Source organism: Corynebacterium sp. (assembly GCF_012838985.1).
GTDB lineage: Bacteria > Actinomycetota > Actinomycetes > Mycobacteriales > Mycobacteriaceae > Corynebacterium.
Genome location: NZ_DUOE01000074.1, coordinates 17,017 through 32,527 on the forward strand (window position 1 = coordinate 17,017; position 15,511 = coordinate 32,527).

The window sequence follows — 15,511 nt, forward strand, 5'->3', positions numbered from 1 at the left end:
TTCTTTTGTGCCAACCTAACAGAGCGGGCACACGTTCTGTTAGTCCATGTTCGTGATGTTTCCGTTACAAACGAGGGTACCCCGTGGGCACCCCCGTCACTGGTGGATCAGTCCGGTGGCCCACTCCACGACCCACGCATTCGCGGTGGTTCCGGGGATGACGTCGGGGTTGGTCGCGTACAGGGCGTGGACGCCGTTGGCGGCGACCAGCGCCTGTGCACGTTCGAGTGCGTTGCCCACCTGGCGGGGGGCGTCGCAGATGCTGTCGTTCGGGGCGCAGATGTCCCACACCCGGTCCTGGAGCTCCCCGAAACCGCCGACGCGCGGTCCGCGCATGGTGGCGCCGGGGACGATCGGCTGGACGAGCAGGTTGAGCGGCTGGAGGGCGACCTCGGCGCCGACGCCGGAGACGAGGGTGCCGGGAACCTGGCCCACACCAGGTTCCCTGCGGCCGTCCGCGATCAGGGCGACACCCCTGATGCGGTCGGCCGGCACCACGCCGCCGCCCTGGCCGATCTGGCTGGCGAGGTCACCGAGGATGACGGCACCCTGCGAGAAGCCGGCCAGGATGAAGTCGGTGTAGGGGCACTCGTTGTGCATGGTGACCATCTCGGTCTCCAGCACGCTCAGGCCCTCCTGCCGCGAGTCGTCGTACGTCATCTCGTGCTGCGCCTGGATGGAGCGGAACTGCGCCGTGTAGGGCAGGGTCCACACCTTCACGTCCTCGGAGGGGAAACGCTCCTGCAGCGGTCGGGTGATCGACAGCATGAAGCTGTACTCGTTGGCGGTGGGGTGGAACGGGTCGTCCCCCGGCGCCGACTCCCAGGTGCCCGGGGCGGCGATGACCTCGACGTCCGGGCACCAGTCGGGCTGGAGGATCTCCGTCGGCTCCGGCACACCCGGGGGAAGGGGGATGTCCTCCCCGGGTCGCAGGAACCGGAAGGTCCCGACTCCGATGACCAGCACCAGGATCAGTACCGCCAGGATGGTGAACAGCTTGCGCATGCGGTGATTTTCCAACTAACAGTAGGCGTTCTTCGCGGCGGCCTCGATGATGGCCGTCACGTCTTCCACGGACTTGTCCGTCCGTCCCTGGCTCACCAGCTGCCCCGCGACCGCGGGAACGGTCGCACGGCCGAACTCGCTGTCGTCGTCATTGCACACGATGGCGGCGGTGCCGATGAGCTGGCTCTCGACGCCCTCGACGTCGATGCCCTCGTCGGTGAGTTCACCCAGGAAGTGGATGTCCTCCGGGGTACGGGGCATCTCGGGCTCGGGGATCTCGTCGACCTCGCGGGCGCCCTGGTCCTGCGGGCGGGGGTCCGCCGGCCGGGGGCGGCCGGGGGCGGTGTCCCTGCTTTCCGACGCCGCGTCCTTCCCGTCGCCGTCCTCCGTACGCGTCGCGCTCTCCTTCGGGGCCCGCTCGAGCGGGGCGATCGACGTCGGGGTGGAGTCGTTGCCGTCCACCGTGGCGTCACCGCAGGCGGTGAGGGTGAGCGCGCCGATCAGGAGAGCGGCGAGCAGGCCGGACCTGGCCGGTGTGCGCATGATCAGTTCCGCCCCTCCACGATGCGGCCGTTGAGCTCGCTGATGGTGCCGTTCTGGAAGCGGACGATCTCGCCGCCGGCCGGGACGTTGGCGTGGTCGGCGGCCGGGTAACCGAACTCGCCGCCCTCGTAGCCCTTGGTGCCCCAGTGGTTGAAGATCGCGCCGTACTTGATGTACTTCGCGCCGGTGGCGGCGGACCAGTAGATGTTGCCCTTCTCGAACTCTTGGAACGCGCCGCCGGGGATGAGCTTCTCGTCGGAGGTCGGGAAGCCCAGCTCGGAGTCGGCGGTCTGGAGGGCGGTGTACTTCTCGGCGATGGCGCCGCGCACCCAGTGGGTCTGGCCCCCCGGGCTGGTGGCGATGACGCCGCTCTGGAACTGCTGGACCTGGCCGCCGTTGACGTTCTTCGGGGCCTCGGTCGGGTAGCCCAGGTCGCCGCGCTCGTAGCCGGTACCGGCCCAGGCGTCGAAGAGTGCCTTCGGGATCTCGCGGGCGCCGGTGGACGGGGTCCAGTAGATGGAGCCGTGCTCGAAGTGGACGTAGCGGCCGACGCCGTCGGGGGTGACCATCTCGCCGGTCCGCGGGAAGCCGAGCCAGGAGGCCGGGCCGCCGATGTGGTGGTAACGGGCGTTGATGGCGCCGAAGAGGGCGTGTGCGCCGGTGTCCGGGGACCAGTAGGCCACGCCGTTGCGGAAGTCCTGGCGCATGCCGTCCTCGACCGGGTACTCGTTGGTCACGCAGGAGCCGATGACGCCGGACTCGGTGGCGGCGGCGATGGCGCCGACGGTGATGCAGTCCGCGCCGCGGTCCTCGCGGGAGAGCTGCATGGCGTTGGCCATGTGCGGCCAGGCCTGGGACATCTCGAACTGCCAGTACGGCCAGGCATGGACGCCGGAGGGGCGGAAGTGGACGACCGGCTCGACGCCGACCTTGCGTGCCTCGCGGACGAAGCTCTCGGAGGTCATGCGGGAGAGGATCTCCAGGCCGATGCCGGCGGGGTTGGCCGGGCCGGTGGCCACGGAGTCGGGGGCGCCGAAGTCGTCCTGGCCGGAGCCTGCGGAGACGTAGACCTTCATGTCGCGGAGGGCCTCGATGCCCAGCTTCGGGTCGTTGTCGATCCAGTCCTGGTGGCCCGGCTCGCCCCACATGCGGGTGCCGTCGTAGCCGCCGGCGTCGCGCTGGGCGGCGAGGATGGCCTGGGCCATGCCGGTGGAGGTGGTGTCCAGGTAGCCGGAGAAGGAGCCGACGAAGGAGAACATGTGCGGGTTGTGCTGCGCGAGGTTCATCGCGGCGGTGCCGCCCATGGACAGGCCGACGATGGAGCGGGTCTTGCTGGAGCGGAAACCCTCGTCGAGGATCGGGACGAGCTCGCGGATGAGGAAGGTCTCCCACTTGTAGTGCTTGCCGTTGTCCGGGCGCTGCCAGTCGGAGTAGAAGGAGGACTCGCCACCGATGGGCAGGATGACGTTGACGTTCTTGTCGGCGTAGAACTGTTCGATGTTGGTCTCGATGGTCCAGCCGGAGTCGTCGTCGCGGGCGCGGAGGCCGTCGAGGGCCCAGACCTCGGGGAAGGTGCGGTCGGGGCTGGAGTGCCAGTCGCGGGCCAGGAGGATCTGGACCTGCTGGAGGTGGTCCGGCATGGCGGCGGAGCGGATGAACAGGGCGACGCGGCGGTTGGTGATCCACTCGAGGCGCTCGACCTCCACGCCGGCGGGGAGGTTCGCGATGTCAGGGTACTCGGTGTTGATCGGGGTGCGCTGCGGCGGGTCGGACGGGCGGATGGAGTCCGAGAGGCTGCTGCCGGAGCTGCCCGGCAGGACGCTCTGCGCCTGGGCGGCGGGGGCGACGGACAGGCCGAGGGCCAGGGTGGTCGGGAGGACGACAGCGGCGAGCCAGGGGCGGCGGCGCTGCGGGGAACGGGATGCGGTGTCGCGCATGTGGGGTCCTTGTGGTGCTCGTGTCGTGTGCGGCGTGCGTGAGGTCGGTGTGCGTCCGTCCCCGGCGTCACACGCCAGGTCTGTTCAGTTGTTCTCGCCGTGGGCTCATGAGGTTGTGGGGCCTCGCCCGGGTCGCACTCAAGTTTAAGTTGAACTTTAGACTTTGTGTCAGGCCACGCCGCAAACGGGGTGGAAAATAACACACCCCGGGAGGTCAGGGACCTGCCGGGGTGGGGGTGCGCACTGGTTACCAGGCGTTCATCACGTCGAGGACGCGGGGCTTGGTCTTGTGCAGCTGGTAACCGAACTGGGTCCAGTTGTGGATGCCGGTCAGCGGGTAATCGGCGGTGACGTTGAGGCCGGTGGCACGGGCCTTGACCTCCCACAGACGGGTGGAGACACCGGCCAGCATCTCCAGCGGGGTGGCGGAGAGCTTGAGGTTCATCGGGTAGTTGGCGTCGTCCGGACCCCAGAAGCCGGTGGCGGCGGAGATGTAGACGTCCTTGCCGCGCAGGCCCTCCATGTTGAGGAACGGGTCATTCTCGAAACGGCGCGGGCTGATCATGGTGCCGTACATGGCGTTGAGGTTGAAACCGCCTGCGTCGAGAAGCGCGACACGCATGAGGGTCTGCATACCCGGCATGGTCTGGGTCAGGTAGCCGGACCAGGACAGGGCCTGACGGAACTGACCCGGGTGCTTCGCGGCGATGTTCAGGGCGGCGGTGCCGCCCATGGACAGACCGGCGATGGAGTTGTTGTCCGGCGCGACACCGAAGTGCTGCGCCAGGTAGCCCGGCAGCTCAGAGGTGAGGAAGGTCTCCCACTGGTAGGTGACCGGGTTGTTCAGGTCGTAGGTCGCCGGGTGCTCCCAGTCCGCGTAGAACGAACCGGCACCGCCCACCGGCATGACCAGGGTGATGTTGGAGTCGTTGTACAGCGCCGGGGCGTTGACGTCGACGGTCCAGGCGTTCGCGTGGCTGGTGGCACGCAGGCCGTCCAGCAGGTAGAAACCTGCGTTGCCGCCGCGGGCGGCGGGCTGGACCTGGACGGTGATGTTGGCTCCGGTCGACGGCGACCAGACGTCACAGCGCTGGACCCAGAACTGGACGGGGTCCCACTCGCAGTGACCGGTGGCGTCGGGGCGCAGCCACCCGCGGTTGTCTGCGTGGGCGGTACCCACGCCACCTGCGACCATGACGGTCAGTGCGGTGGCGAAGGCGACCAGCGCCGCAATGATTCTCCTGCTCACGCTGCGGGCTCCGGTGATGACGGACATGGTTCTCCTCGGCTTGGCGTTTCTTCTACGGGACTATCGGCCGTGCCTGCCCGCTCGTTACCTGACCGCGCAGCCCAGACAGCATCCCTGCTGCGAGACACTCTAGAACAAAAGATAAAGAAAAGCTCACCAGTTCGTTATCTTTCCGTGACTATTTCCTGTCTCACCTGGGACGTTCGGGGGAAATATCGTGGTGCCAGGCAACCGGAATTCCAGGGTCGGCGGGCCCGAACTCGTCGATGACCTCCTCCGGGTCGAGGCTGATCTCCAGCGAACGGCCGTCGGTGAGCGCGAAGCGGATGTTCGACAGGAAACGACCCACGCTCATCGGCTCACGGTAGGACGCCAGCAGCTCCGCCACGGCCGGGGTCTGCAGCGCCTCCCGGGCACGCGCGGTCTCCTCCCGGTCGTACCACTCGGGCACGAACTCCGGGACGATCGACGTGTCCGCCGCCTGCCAGGACCACGGCAGCCACTTGTCGTGGCCGACACGGGCGTCGGGGTCACGCGGCTGACGGGCGGCCAGCGGCGTCGTCAGGCCGACGGTGTCCAGCACGCGCATCTCCAGCGGGGCGTTCATGCTGGTCATGCCCAGGTTGATGTGGTAGACCGTCGGCGGCTGGCCGGCCAGGCCGGAGGGATCCCCGGCGGCGAACTCACGCGGGATGCGCGGGGAGGTGATCCACGAGAACTCCTCCTCGTTGAGCAGGATCATCGACATCATGGCGGTGTCCTCCGCCATCGCCCGCTCCATGACCTCCGGGTAGTGGTTCATGGCCTTCGCGGTGAGGAAGTCGTCCGCGTAGCGCGGTGCGTCGTCCTTCTCGCGGAAGGTGGCGTAGGTCCAGAAGTCACGCTCGTCGACGATACCGAGCTCCCGGTAGTCGGTCTCCCAGTCGATCGGGTGACCGGTGATCGTCGTGCTCACCGCCCACCAGCCCACCCCGACGAGGCCGACGGCGGCGAGCAGGTCGATCCGGGGGCGCGTCACCCGCAGGTCCGACAGCGGCACCACGGCGACCGGCAGCAGCAGGGCGAACAGCGGCAGCAGAAGCATGCGCCCGTGCATGAAGTCGCCGCCGACGCGCAGCACGTAGAGCACGTGGATGAACCCGGCCAGCAGCACCAGGGCGATGGCCGCCTCCGGGCAACGCAGACGCGCCAGCCCCACCCGCGGCTCGGGGGCGGCCGGGGTGGAGGGGCACGTCGACAGCCGCCACAGGGTGACGCCGCCCAGGGTGACGGCCAGCGCCAGCGCCAGCCACAGCCAGTACGGGTCGGTGAGGTCGCGGACGTAGTTCCAGCCGTCTGCCCACTCGGCGTCACCGGCGGACTTCGCGACGGCCGTGTGCGGCGTCAGCAGCCCGTAGTAGCCCATGCGGAAGATCTGGTAGCCCGCCGGCACCGGCAGGGCCGCCGCCAGGATGAGCGCCCGCTCCCGCCACGTCGCCGCGGCGAGCAGCAGGAGCAGCCCGGCCAGGCCTCCGTAGAGCGCCAGTTCGGGGCGGACCAGCCAGGACAGACCGGTCCAGAAGGCCAGCGCCCAGGTGGCCCACCCGGTCCCCGTGCGCTGCGCCCAGCTCACCAGCAGCCACCACAGTCCGGCGATCCACAGCAGGCTCAGCCCCCACTCGAGGCCGGAGGTGGCGAAGTCCCGGGCCGGCGGCAGCGCCAGGTAGATGAGCCCGCCGACGGGGAGCAGCAGGAGGGCGGAGCGGCGCCGGTACAGGCGGGTCGTGCCCCACGTCGCGACACCCAGGGCCGCGGTGGTGGACAGCAGCGCCAGCCACATGGCGATGTCCTCGAGGCGGGCGTCCGTGACCAGCGCCCCGAGGTAGATGAGGTACTGCCACAGGGTGGAGGTGTTGGCCTCGACGCGCTCCCCGGCGTTGAACACCGGGCCGTTGCCGGCGAGCAGATTGCGCACGGTGCGCAGGACGATGAGTCCGTCATCACTCATCCAGCGGCGTCGCCAGCCGCCGATGAAGGCGAGGACGGCGACGATCAGGGCACCGGCCACCCCGGTCCACACCGTGAATGAACGGGTGGTGGACGGTGGTGTGCCGGCCTCCCCGTGGCGGCTGCTCCCCGTTCGTGCAGGTTGACCGGACACCCCGGCAGCTGTGGTCATGCGGCAGATGTTAGCAGGGGGACGGGTGTGCCCCGGGGACCGGCGGCGTCGGGAAGCAGACCCCGGAATCGGAGGACCCCCGGAACCTGACGCAGGTTCCGGGGGTCCGTGCAGCGGCTAGATCGCCGGCACGAGGTACACCGCGAAGACGATGCACAGGATCCAGAGCACGGCCAGCAGCTGCAGCACGCGGTCCGACAGGGCCATCTCGTCCGGGGCGCCACCGGCACCGCGGTCGACGTCGGCGGCGTAACGCAGGATCGCGATGGTGAACGGCACCATGGAGATCTGGTACCAGACACCGGCCATGCCCTCGACGGCGTTGGAGAGCTGGAAGCCCCACAGCGCGTAGCTCATGACGACGGCGGTGGCGGCCAGCGTCCACACGAAACGCAGGTACGTGGCGGTGTAGCCCTGCAGGGAACGGCGGATCTTCTTGCCGGTGCGCTCGGCGAGCTGCAGCTCGGCGTAGCGCTTGCCGGAGGCCATGAACAGCGAACCGAAGGCCGCGACCAGCAGGAACCACTGGGACAGCTCGATGCCGGCGGCGACACCACCGGCCATGGCACGGAGCATGAAACCGGAGGAGACCAGCGCGATGTCGATCACCGGCAGGTGCTTCCAGCCGAAGCAGTAACCCAGCTGGAGGGCGATGTACACGGACACGACGGCCGCCAGGCCCCAGCCGGAGGAGGCCAGGAAGGACAGGCCGACGGCGGCGATGATGAGGATGACCGCCATGCCGTACGCCAAGTTGACCGGCAGCATGCCGGAGGCGATCGGGCGGAAACGCTTGGTGGGGTGCTCACGGTCGGCGTCGACGTCGCGGGCGTCGTTGACCAGGTAGATCGAGGACGCCGCGAGGCAGAAGACGACGAAGGCGAGGAGGACGTCGAGAAGCGTGCGTCCGTCGGTGAGTGCCTCGGCGCCGGCGGCCGCGGGGGCGGCGACGACGAGGACGTTCTTCACCCACTGCTTGGGGCGCAGCGCCTTGACCATGGCGTCGGGCAGGTTCTTCGGCGGGCGACGCTTACGGGTGTTGTCGAGGCCCTCGGTGTGCGGCTCCGGGTAGAAGATGCCGGTCCGCTCCTCGACCTGGTGTTCCTCGGTCACTCGCTCTTCCTCTCGATTGCGGTGATCACCTTGGCGGTGGTGGCCCCGAGCACGGCACCCGCGAGGGTGTCGGTCGGGTAATGGACTCCCAGAACCATACGCGACAACATCATCACCGGAACCCCGACGAGCGGCAGCTTCGAGCCGCTGAGGTCCGCCAGACTGACCAGCGCCGCGGTGGTGGAGGTGGCGTGCGAGGACGGGAAGGACAGTCGTGAAGGCGTGCCGACGCCCACCCGGATCCGCCCATCATGCGGACGGGTGCGACGCACGATGCGCTTGATCACCACTGATGCCGCGTGCGAGGTGAAGGCGGAGGCCCCCACCGCCAGCCACTGTCGGCGCCTCCGCTTGTCGACGGCCGCCCCCGCCCCCGACAGCGCGAACCAGCCGAGGGCGTGCTCCCCGAAATGGGACAGCACGGTTGCGGCGGGAATCACACCCGGACGGTCGACGAGTGCGTCCTGCACCCGGATGAGGAGATCCACCTCCCGGCTCATTCGAAGATCCTCCTCCACGACTCACGGCTGACCAGCTCTGGCTGGGCGGCGCGGTAGGTGGTGCGGAGCTCGTCGAAACGCTCCCCGATCTCCTTCTGCAGGGCCCAGGTCTCCTTGAGCAGACGCTCGGCGAGGTCGCGGTCGCGCTTGCGGTAGGCGACGCCGTTGTTGCCGGCGGTGGTGACGGTCGCGCCGTCGAGACGCGAGAGCGAGAACCAGCGGGCCTCGGCCGGGGACAGGTTGGCCTGCGGCGTGGTGTGGTGCTGCGGGTCCTCCTTGCCCAGGGAGTGCTTGAGGCCCTTGAGCAGCCAGCCGACCTTCTTGATCTTGGCCAGGCGGCCGCCGATGTCCTTGGTGGGAACGCCCGGCGCGCCGGAGGCGGCGGGCAGGTCCGCGGCGGAGGGGAGGACCACGGCGTCGGAGTAGCCCGCGCGGATCTTCGCGATGCGCGGCAGGGAGGACTCGAGGATGTCGAAGAGCTGGTCCGGGCCGGCGAGGAAGTCCTTCATCGACTCGATCTGGATCGCCAGGGTCGAGTACTCCATGCACATGAGGTGCTTGAAGGTGGACTTGCGCAGCGACGTGATGATGCCGTCGGCCGGGCCGTCGTGGTTGAGGGCGGCGACGATGAGGCGGTTGCGCAGGTGGAAGTAGGCCTGCCAGTCGATGGCGTCGTCCTTGTCGGCCCACGCCATGTGCCAGATGGCCACGCCGGGCCACGTGACGGTCGGGAAGCCCGCCCTGCCGGCGCGCAGGGAGTACTCGGTGTCGTCCCACTTGATGAACAGCGGCAGCGGCTGCCCGATCTGCTCGCTGACCACGCGGGGGAACATGCACATCCACCAGCCGTTGTAGTCGACGTCGATGCGGCGGTGCAGGTCCTTCGAGTTCTTCGCGTCGGGGTCCTTCTCGTCGCCGTCCTCGCCGGTGAAGCCGAGGGGGTACTTCGCGAAGTCGTGGTCGTAGGTCGAGTGCGGTGCCTCGCCCCACATGAAGTCGCTGCGCTGGACGATCTCGCCCATGGTGCGCAGCTGGGAACGTTCCTGCAGGTTGAGCATCTGGCCGCCGACGATGACCGGGGACTTCGCGTACCGGCCGACCTGCACTGCGCGGAGGATGGACTCCGGCTCGATGGCGATGTCGTCGTCCATGTAGAGGATGAACGGGGATTCCGCGGCACCGGCCGGGCCGTCGCCGAGGGCCTCGTACATGATGCGGGAGTAGCCGCCGGAGCCGCCGAGGTTGCCCTGGCGGAACTCGTGGAAGCGCTCACCGAAGTGGGCGACGGCCTCGTCGTAGCCGGGCTCGTCGGCCGGGTGCAGGTTGCCCTGGTCGGGCATGATGACGGCGTCGATGGCGGCGTCGACCAGCGGGTCCTCGCCGAGGGCCTGCAGTGCGGCGACCGCGTCGTGGGGGCGGTTGAACGTCGGGATGCCGACGGTCACGCGCTTGTCGAAGGGCCCGACCTCCGTGCCGTCCGGCATGATCTGCGGGCCGGGCTCACGGTCGGCGTACCAGCCGGCGTCGGTGAGCGTGGTGGTGGTCTCGGCGGTGACGTCGAACCACAGCCAGCCGCCGTCCTCGAAGTGCGAGAGGGGGATGGTGAATTCCGCCACATCGTCGGTGATGAACTGCCCGGCGACGGCCACACGTGTGCCGTCGATCTTGGAGCGGTACACCTCGATGCTCGCCTGGCCGGCGACGTTCATGCGCAGCAGGACGTGGTCGAGCTGGGACCAGCGTCGCCAGTAGCTGGCGGGGAAGGCGTTGAAGTAGGTCTGGAAGGAGGCCTCGGCACCGGCGGGGACCGTCACGGTGACGCGATCCTCCCAGGTCAGGCGCTCCTTGTTCTGCTCCGCCTCGATGAGGTAGAGCATGCGCACGTCGTGCGGCTCTCCCTTCCGGGGCAGCAGGATGCGCTGCAGCATTTCACGCACGGGGGCGTCGGGGGTGTTCTTAACGTCGTTCACGTCGGGTGAATCCGCCTTTCGACTCATCTCCGGAACAAGGGTAGTGCCCGGAGGGCGGATTCCGCGCCGCACTCACCGGTGGCAGCCCCTATCCTGGGCGGCATGAGATCCTTCCTCACCGCCCTTCTCCTCGGTCTGGCCGTACTCGGAGCCGCGCCGGGGGTGTCGGCCGCCGTCGCGGTACGCGGGGTGGAGGTCCTCGATCTCGCCGACGAGCTTTCCGACGCCGACGAGCAGCTCCTCCTCGACCGCACCCCGTCCATCGACCTCCCGGCGGAGGTCACCGACGTGACCTACATCCTCTTCCCCACCAACGACGACAACCTCAACGACACCGTCCGTTACTTCGGCGAGGACGAGCGCCGTGACCTCATCTCCGAGGCGGGCGACAAGTTCGCGCCCGGCGCGCTCATCGTCGCGGTGGGCCGTGATCCGCAGCGCATGGGTGTGTACTGCGGCGATGACGTCTGCGACGCGGTGGGTATCTACACCCCGGGGCGTCTCGACGGCATCCTCGACCGCATGCGCCAGCCCCTGCGGGACGGCAACCTGGCGGCCGGCATGCTCGAGGGCACGAAGGCCGTGGCGGACCCGACGGTCGTGCGTGAGCCCTCCGGGTCCTCCGATGTCCCGGCCTGGATCGGCTGGCTCGTGGGCGGCCTGGCCGCCGCGGGTGGTCTGGGCGCCGCGGTCTGGGCCTGGGTGCACACCCGCCGCAAGGCGGCGGCCACGGCCCGCGGACAGTTCGACGAGGTGCAGCGTGACTACGGGCGCGTGGCCCAGCAGCTGCAGGCCATCGACGTCCGCGCGCACTCCCTCACCTCTCCCCTGGCCAATGACACCCTCCGCCGCCAGTGGGAGGAGGTCAAGGCCGGTTTCCTCGGTCTCAACACCACCTTCGACCAGCTGGAGGGGCTGACGGCGGGCTCGACGGACGGGGAGTTCCGGGGACGTCGGAAAGCGATCGCCAGGGCGCATGAGCAGGTCACACGCCTGCGCACCGCGGAGGAGAACATCGAGCAGCTCGCGCAGATGGAGCACGGCGACGCCGACGTCCGTCGCCGCGAGCTCACCGAGCTGCACGAGGACATCCTCCGGGCCGTCGCCGACATCGGGGACGGGGACCTGCGGGAGCGCCTCTCACTTCTCGACGCCCGCGTGCTCGCCCTCCGCGAGCGACTCGACGTCCCCGGCTTCATGGACGAGTTCGCCGGCCTGGTGACAGACCACCGCATCCTGGTGGAGGCGGCGCAGAAGAGGCTGTACGAGGAGTCCGGAACCAAGGCGGGCAAGGACGGGGACCGTCGGGCCCCCGCCCTGTGGGACTCCGGGTGGCGCCCCGGCTACGGCTACGGCAACTACGTCCCCTACGCCATGGTCTACTCGTGGCACTCGGCGGACGTGCAGGCGGCGCAGTCCTCCAGCAGCGCCACCACCGGATACTCCTCGGGAGGCTTCTCCGGGGGCGGCGGCTCCTCGAGCTACTAGAGGGTCAGGCGGCGAGTTCCTCGGCCTGCGCCTCGTCGAGGGAACGGACCGGGATGCCCAGGTCGGTGAGCAGGCCGGCGACGCGGGCCTCGAGTTCATCGGCGAAGACACGGATCTCCGCGACGTTCATGCCGTCGGCGGCCGGGACGTCCCACTGGACGAAGGTGCGGCCCGGCAGGTCGTGGGACTCTGCGGCGTCGAGGTAGACGACGATGTCGGCGGCGGCCAGGGTGCGGCGACGCTCGGTCTTGTACTTCGCGCCGTCGGCGGCGAGGCCCCGCTCGTCCATGACCCACTCGATGAGGGCGTCGTCGCGGTTCTCCGGGTGGGTGGCTGCGACGGTGGCGACGATCGCGTCGTCGCTGATACGGCGGGCGATCGCGGCGGCGAGCACGGCACGCGGGGCGTTGGTGCGGCTGGCGAAGAGGATGCGCTTGCGTGGGGTGCCCACGGTTCCGTGGGTCCACAGGTGTTCCTCGATCCGTGAGGCCGCCTCACGGTGGACCAGCACCGGGAGAAAGTCCGGGATGCGTGCGGTGCCGGTGTGCTCGGCGATCACCTCGTCGAGGACGGCGTCGATGACCGTGGCCTCTGCACGGTGGCCGAAACGGGTGTGAAGATCCTTGCGGACGGGACGGAAGTTGATGTTGTTCATGCTTGTCTGACCTCTCTTGTCGTTCATCTAAAGTTAACCCTAGGTGAACAACAGGTAAACATGCAAGTAACCGTCCTGGGCCTTTGCAGAAGAGTATCACAAACGCGCAGCTCAGGGCAGTTTACGGGAAATTAACTTTAGCGCCACCCGGCGCGTGATCAGAGCCACTCCGACGCCGAGCACCCACCCCGCCAGGACATCACTGGCCCAGTGCACGTGCAGCACCAGGCGCGACAGCCCGACCAGCACGGACAGCCCCCAGGAGGCAACCACGGGCACCCGCCACCACCCGCCCCGCGCCCACAGCAGCAGGGTGAGCGCCGTGGCGAACGCCGCCGTACCCGTCGCATGCCCGGACGGCAGGGCCTGGTTGCCCACCTCGATGAGCCACTCCTCCACCGGCGGCCGTTCCCGCCCGATGAGCCGCTTGAGCAGGTGGCTGATCAGGTTCGCGGCCAGCACCGCCCCGGGCAGCAGCAGCGGCCCCCGCCGCCGGGCCCGCACCGCCCACCCCACCCCGAGCAGCAGCGCCAGCAGCCCCACGGCGGTCGGGCCGGTGACGGGGGCGAGGACCACGGCGACGTCGACAAGCGGGGGCGGAGGGGAAAGGAAGAGGCCCCGGACGATCACGTCCGGGGCCCAGGTGCCACTGGTCACGGCAGGGAGGCGTAGTTGGCCTTGCCCAGCTCCACGAGGAGCTCCTTCACGTGGGCCTCGATGTCGTCGGCGATCTCACGGACCTTCTCCACGGACTGACCCGCCGGATCAGCGATCTCCCAGCGCTCGACGCGGTCGCCGGGGACTCCGGGGATCTCGTCGACGCCCATGAGCACCACGACGTTGGCGCGGTGGACCGTGCGGGGCACGATCTCCTTCTGGTAGAGGCGGGCGGTCGGGATGCCGCGCTCCTCGAGCACCTGGATGACCTCGGGCTGGATGCCGCCGCTCGGGTTCAGACCCACGGAACGGACGAAGACACGGTCACCGACGGCCTGCGAGGTGATCGCGGAGGCCAGCTGGGAGCGGCCGGCGTTGCGCTCGCACACGAAGAGGACCTCGGGGCGGGCGGTGCCGGAGCGGCCCTTGGCCTCCGCGCGCTCCTCGAGGATCTCGGAGACCTCACGCTCGACGGTGACGGGGAGGAAGGTCTCGACCTTGGCGTGGGCGCGGGCTTCGGCGATCTTCTCGTCGAGAAGCTCGTCGATGGTGCGGGCGTAGAAGTACTGCCCGTACCGGCGGTGGAGATCCTCGCGGACGATGGCGAAACGGTCGGTGCTCATGATTGCGGGTGCCTTTCCCTCAGAAGCGAAACACTCTTAGTTTTCTATTTGTTAACCTGCTGTTAACTTTACGCCGGGGTCGCCGGACCCACAACCGGAGGAGACTAGTGGCCGCGCTCCTGCTCCAGGGCCACACCCTCCGCGAAGAACGGCACCAGCTTGTTGTCCCACAGGGTCAGCGCCGACGCGATCGCCATGTGCATGTCCAGGTACTGGTACGTGCCCAGACGGCCACCGAAGAGCACCTTGTTGTCACGGGCCTCCTCCGCCGCGAGCCGACGGTAGGCCTTGAGCATCTCGCGGTCCCCGGGCGTGTTGATCGGGTAGTACGGCTCGTCGCCCTCCTCGGCGAAGCGCGAGTACTCCTTCATGATCACCGTCCGGTCCTTCGGGTACACGTCCTCCCGCTCGGGGTGGAAGTGACGGAACTCGTGGATGCGGGTGTACGGGACGTCCGCGTCGTTGTAGTTCATCACCGGCGTGCCCTGGAAGTCACCGGTCTCCAGCACCTCGGTGTGGAAGTCGAGGGTGCGCCAGCCGAGCTCGCCGGCGGAGAACCCGAAGTAGCGGTCGAGCGGGCCGGTGTACACGACCGGCGCGTCCGGAGACTCCGCACGCAGCTCCTCACGGACGTCGAACCAGTCGGTGTCCAGGCGGACGTCGATGAGCTCGTGGTCGGCCATGCGCTCCAGCCACGCGGCGTAGCCGTCGACCGGCAGACCCTCGTAGGTGTCGCTGAAGTAGCGGTTGTTGAAGTTGTAGCGCACCGGCAGGCGGGTGATGTTGGAGGCCGGGAGGTTCTTCGGGTCGGTCTGCCACTGCTTCGCGGTGTAGTCGCGGATGAACGCCTCGTAGAGGGGGCGGCCGATGAGGGAGATCGCCTTCTCCTCGAGGTTGTTCGCGTCAGCCGGGTCGATCTCGCTGGCCTGCTCCCGGATGAGTTCACGCGCCTCGTCCGGAGAGTAGTAGCGGCCGAAGAACTGGTTGATCATGCCCAGGCCCATGGGGAACTGGTACGCGGTGCCGTCGTGCATGGCGAACACGCGGTGCTGGTAGCCGGTGAACGACGTGAACTGGTTGACGTAGTCCCACACCCGCTTGTTGGAGGTGTGGAAGAGGTGGGCGCCGTACTTGTGGATCTCAATGCCCGTCTCCGGCTCAGCCTCGGAGTAGGCGTTTCCGCCGAGGTGGTCACGGCGCTCGACGATGAGCACCTTCTTTCCCAGCTGGCTGGCCGCGCGCTCCGCGACGGTGAGTCCGAAGAGTCCGGAGCCGACAACAAAGAGGTCGTAAGTCATGGCTGCCAGGCTAATCGACGCCCGCCCTTCCCACCCGCTGCAACACCGCCGCAGATTTCCCCGGCGACACGCCCCCGTCAATCCTGCAGATTATTGTCACGGCAGTATCATCAATCACGATTGTGTACTAGTGTCACTGGTGACCCATCGGGGCACACATGTATCTGAAAACCCAGGGAGTTCCCATCGTGCAGCAGCGACGCCGTATCGCCACAACCGGGCTGACCAGCGTCAACCCGACCTTGGCCATCATCCTCACCCTCGCCCTCATCGCCTCCGCCGCCTTCGGCGGCAACCGCATCCTGCAGACGCAGG

General features: G+C 68.6%; 13 protein-coding genes. 1 reads left to right on the forward strand and 12 read right to left on the reverse strand.

Annotation, left to right across the window (positions count from 1 at the left end; all coding sequences use genetic code 11):
* Positions 1-96 precede the first annotated feature (96 nt).
* The 8 genes from GXZ33_RS04440 to GXZ33_RS04475 all read right to left on the reverse strand — a co-directional run bounded on the left by GXZ33_RS04440 (position 97) and on the right by GXZ33_RS04475 (position 10,433).
* The gene (locus GXZ33_RS04440) at positions 97-1,005 is read right to left on the reverse strand and encodes a cutinase family protein (RefSeq protein ID WP_291339678.1); all 909 of its coding nucleotides are present in this window, start codon (positions 1,003-1,005) and stop codon (positions 97-99) included.
* A gap of 15 nt (positions 1,006-1,020) precedes the next feature.
* Positions 1,021-1,548 (reverse strand): DUF732 domain-containing protein, encoded by a 528-nt coding sequence (locus GXZ33_RS04445; RefSeq protein ID WP_291339679.1) that lies wholly within the window; start codon positions 1,546-1,548, stop codon positions 1,021-1,023.
* Between the two features lie 2 nt (positions 1,549-1,550).
* Positions 1,551-3,485, reverse strand: a complete 1,935-nt coding sequence (locus tag GXZ33_RS04450; RefSeq protein WP_291339680.1) for an alpha/beta hydrolase-fold protein — start codon at positions 3,483-3,485, stop codon at positions 1,551-1,553.
* Between the two features lie 247 nt (positions 3,486-3,732).
* Entirely contained in the window at positions 3,733-4,761 is a 1,029-nt protein-coding gene (locus tag GXZ33_RS04455) for an alpha/beta hydrolase family protein (RefSeq protein ID WP_291339681.1), read from the reverse strand.
* Between the two features lie 163 nt (positions 4,762-4,924).
* Positions 4,925-6,892: a flagellar motor control protein ZomB gene (zomB, locus tag GXZ33_RS04460; RefSeq protein ID WP_291339682.1), complete on the reverse strand. Its 1,968-nt coding sequence runs from the start codon at positions 6,890-6,892 to the stop codon at positions 4,925-4,927.
* A 117-nt stretch (positions 6,893-7,009) separates the two neighbouring features.
* Positions 7,010-8,005, reverse strand: a complete 996-nt coding sequence (locus GXZ33_RS04465; protein ID WP_291339683.1) for a decaprenyl-phosphate phosphoribosyltransferase — start codon at positions 8,003-8,005, stop codon at positions 7,010-7,012.
* Positions 8,002-8,505 carry a phosphatase PAP2 family protein gene (locus GXZ33_RS04470; RefSeq protein ID WP_291339684.1) on the reverse strand — a complete coding sequence of 168 codons (504 nt, stop codon included), beginning with the start codon at positions 8,503-8,505 and terminating at the stop codon, positions 8,002-8,004. Before GXZ33_RS04470 ends, GXZ33_RS04465 begins: the two co-directional genes overlap by 4 nt.
* Positions 8,502-10,433 (reverse strand): glycosyltransferase, encoded by a 1,932-nt coding sequence (locus GXZ33_RS04475; RefSeq protein ID WP_291339690.1) that lies wholly within the window; start codon positions 10,431-10,433, stop codon positions 8,502-8,504. Before GXZ33_RS04475 ends, GXZ33_RS04470 begins: the two co-directional genes overlap by 4 nt.
* A gap of 144 nt (positions 10,434-10,577) precedes the next feature.
* On the opposite strand from GXZ33_RS04475, the gene GXZ33_RS04480 reads away from it, so the two are divergent.
* Complete coding sequence (locus GXZ33_RS04480) at positions 10,578-11,963, forward strand: DUF5129 domain-containing protein (RefSeq protein WP_291339685.1); 1,386 nt, start codon at positions 10,578-10,580, stop codon at positions 11,961-11,963.
* A gap of 4 nt (positions 11,964-11,967) precedes the next feature.
* Here GXZ33_RS04480 and GXZ33_RS04485 read toward each other — a convergent pair whose 3' ends face one another.
* The 4 genes from GXZ33_RS04485 to glf form a co-directional block, all read right to left on the reverse strand.
* The gene (locus GXZ33_RS04485) at positions 11,968-12,645 is read right to left on the reverse strand and encodes a three-helix bundle dimerization domain-containing protein (RefSeq protein ID WP_291339686.1); all 678 of its coding nucleotides are present in this window, start codon (positions 12,643-12,645) and stop codon (positions 11,968-11,970) included.
* Positions 12,646-12,729: 84 nt separating this feature from the next.
* Positions 12,730-13,275, reverse strand: coding sequence for a phosphatase PAP2 family protein (locus GXZ33_RS04490; RefSeq protein WP_291339687.1), 546 nt, complete (start codon positions 13,273-13,275; stop codon positions 12,730-12,732).
* A complete protein-coding gene (locus GXZ33_RS04495) occupies positions 13,272-13,898 on the reverse strand; it encodes a low molecular weight phosphatase family protein (protein WP_291339688.1) in 627 nt (208 codons plus the stop codon). Before GXZ33_RS04495 ends, GXZ33_RS04490 begins: the two co-directional genes overlap by 4 nt.
* A 104-nt stretch (positions 13,899-14,002) precedes the next feature.
* Complete coding sequence (glf, locus tag GXZ33_RS04500; RefSeq protein ID WP_291339689.1) at positions 14,003-15,196, reverse strand: UDP-galactopyranose mutase; 1,194 nt, start codon at positions 15,194-15,196, stop codon at positions 14,003-14,005.
* Positions 15,197-15,511 lie beyond the last annotated feature (315 nt).

Bases quoted from the DNA above. Each gene is read 5' to 3' on its own strand.
- GXZ33_RS04440 (WP_291339678.1), bottom strand. From the start codon at position 1,005: ATGCGCAAGCTGTTCACCATCCTGGCGGTACTGATCCTGGTGCTGGTC.
- GXZ33_RS04445 (WP_291339679.1), bottom strand. From the start codon at position 1,548: ATGCGCACACCGGCCAGGTCCGGCCTGCTCGCCGCTCTCCTGATCGGC.
- GXZ33_RS04450 (WP_291339680.1), bottom strand. From the start codon at position 3,485: ATGCGCGACACCGCATCCCGTTCCCCGCAGCGCCGCCGCCCCTGGCTC.
- GXZ33_RS04455 (WP_291339681.1), bottom strand. From the start codon at position 4,761: ATGTCCGTCATCACCGGAGCCCGCAGCGTGAGCAGGAGAATCATTGCG.
- zomB (WP_291339682.1), bottom strand. From the start codon at position 6,892: ATGACCACAGCTGCCGGGGTGTCCGGTCAACCTGCACGAACGGGGAGC.
- GXZ33_RS04470 (WP_291339684.1), bottom strand. From the start codon at position 8,505: ATGAGCCGGGAGGTGGATCTCCTCATCCGGGTGCAGGACGCACTCGTC.
- GXZ33_RS04475 (WP_291339690.1), bottom strand. From the start codon at position 10,433: ATGCTGCAGCGCATCCTGCTGCCCCGGAAGGGAGAGCCGCACGACGTG.
- GXZ33_RS04480 (WP_291339685.1), top strand. From the start codon at position 10,578: ATGAGATCCTTCCTCACCGCCCTTCTCCTCGGTCTGGCCGTACTCGGA.
- GXZ33_RS04485 (WP_291339686.1), bottom strand. From the start codon at position 12,645: ATGAACGACAAGAGAGGTCAGACAAGCATGAACAACATCAACTTCCGT.
- GXZ33_RS04495 (WP_291339688.1), bottom strand. From the start codon at position 13,898: ATGAGCACCGACCGTTTCGCCATCGTCCGCGAGGATCTCCACCGCCGG.
- glf (WP_291339689.1), bottom strand. From the start codon at position 15,196: ATGACTTACGACCTCTTTGTTGTCGGCTCCGGACTCTTCGGACTCACC.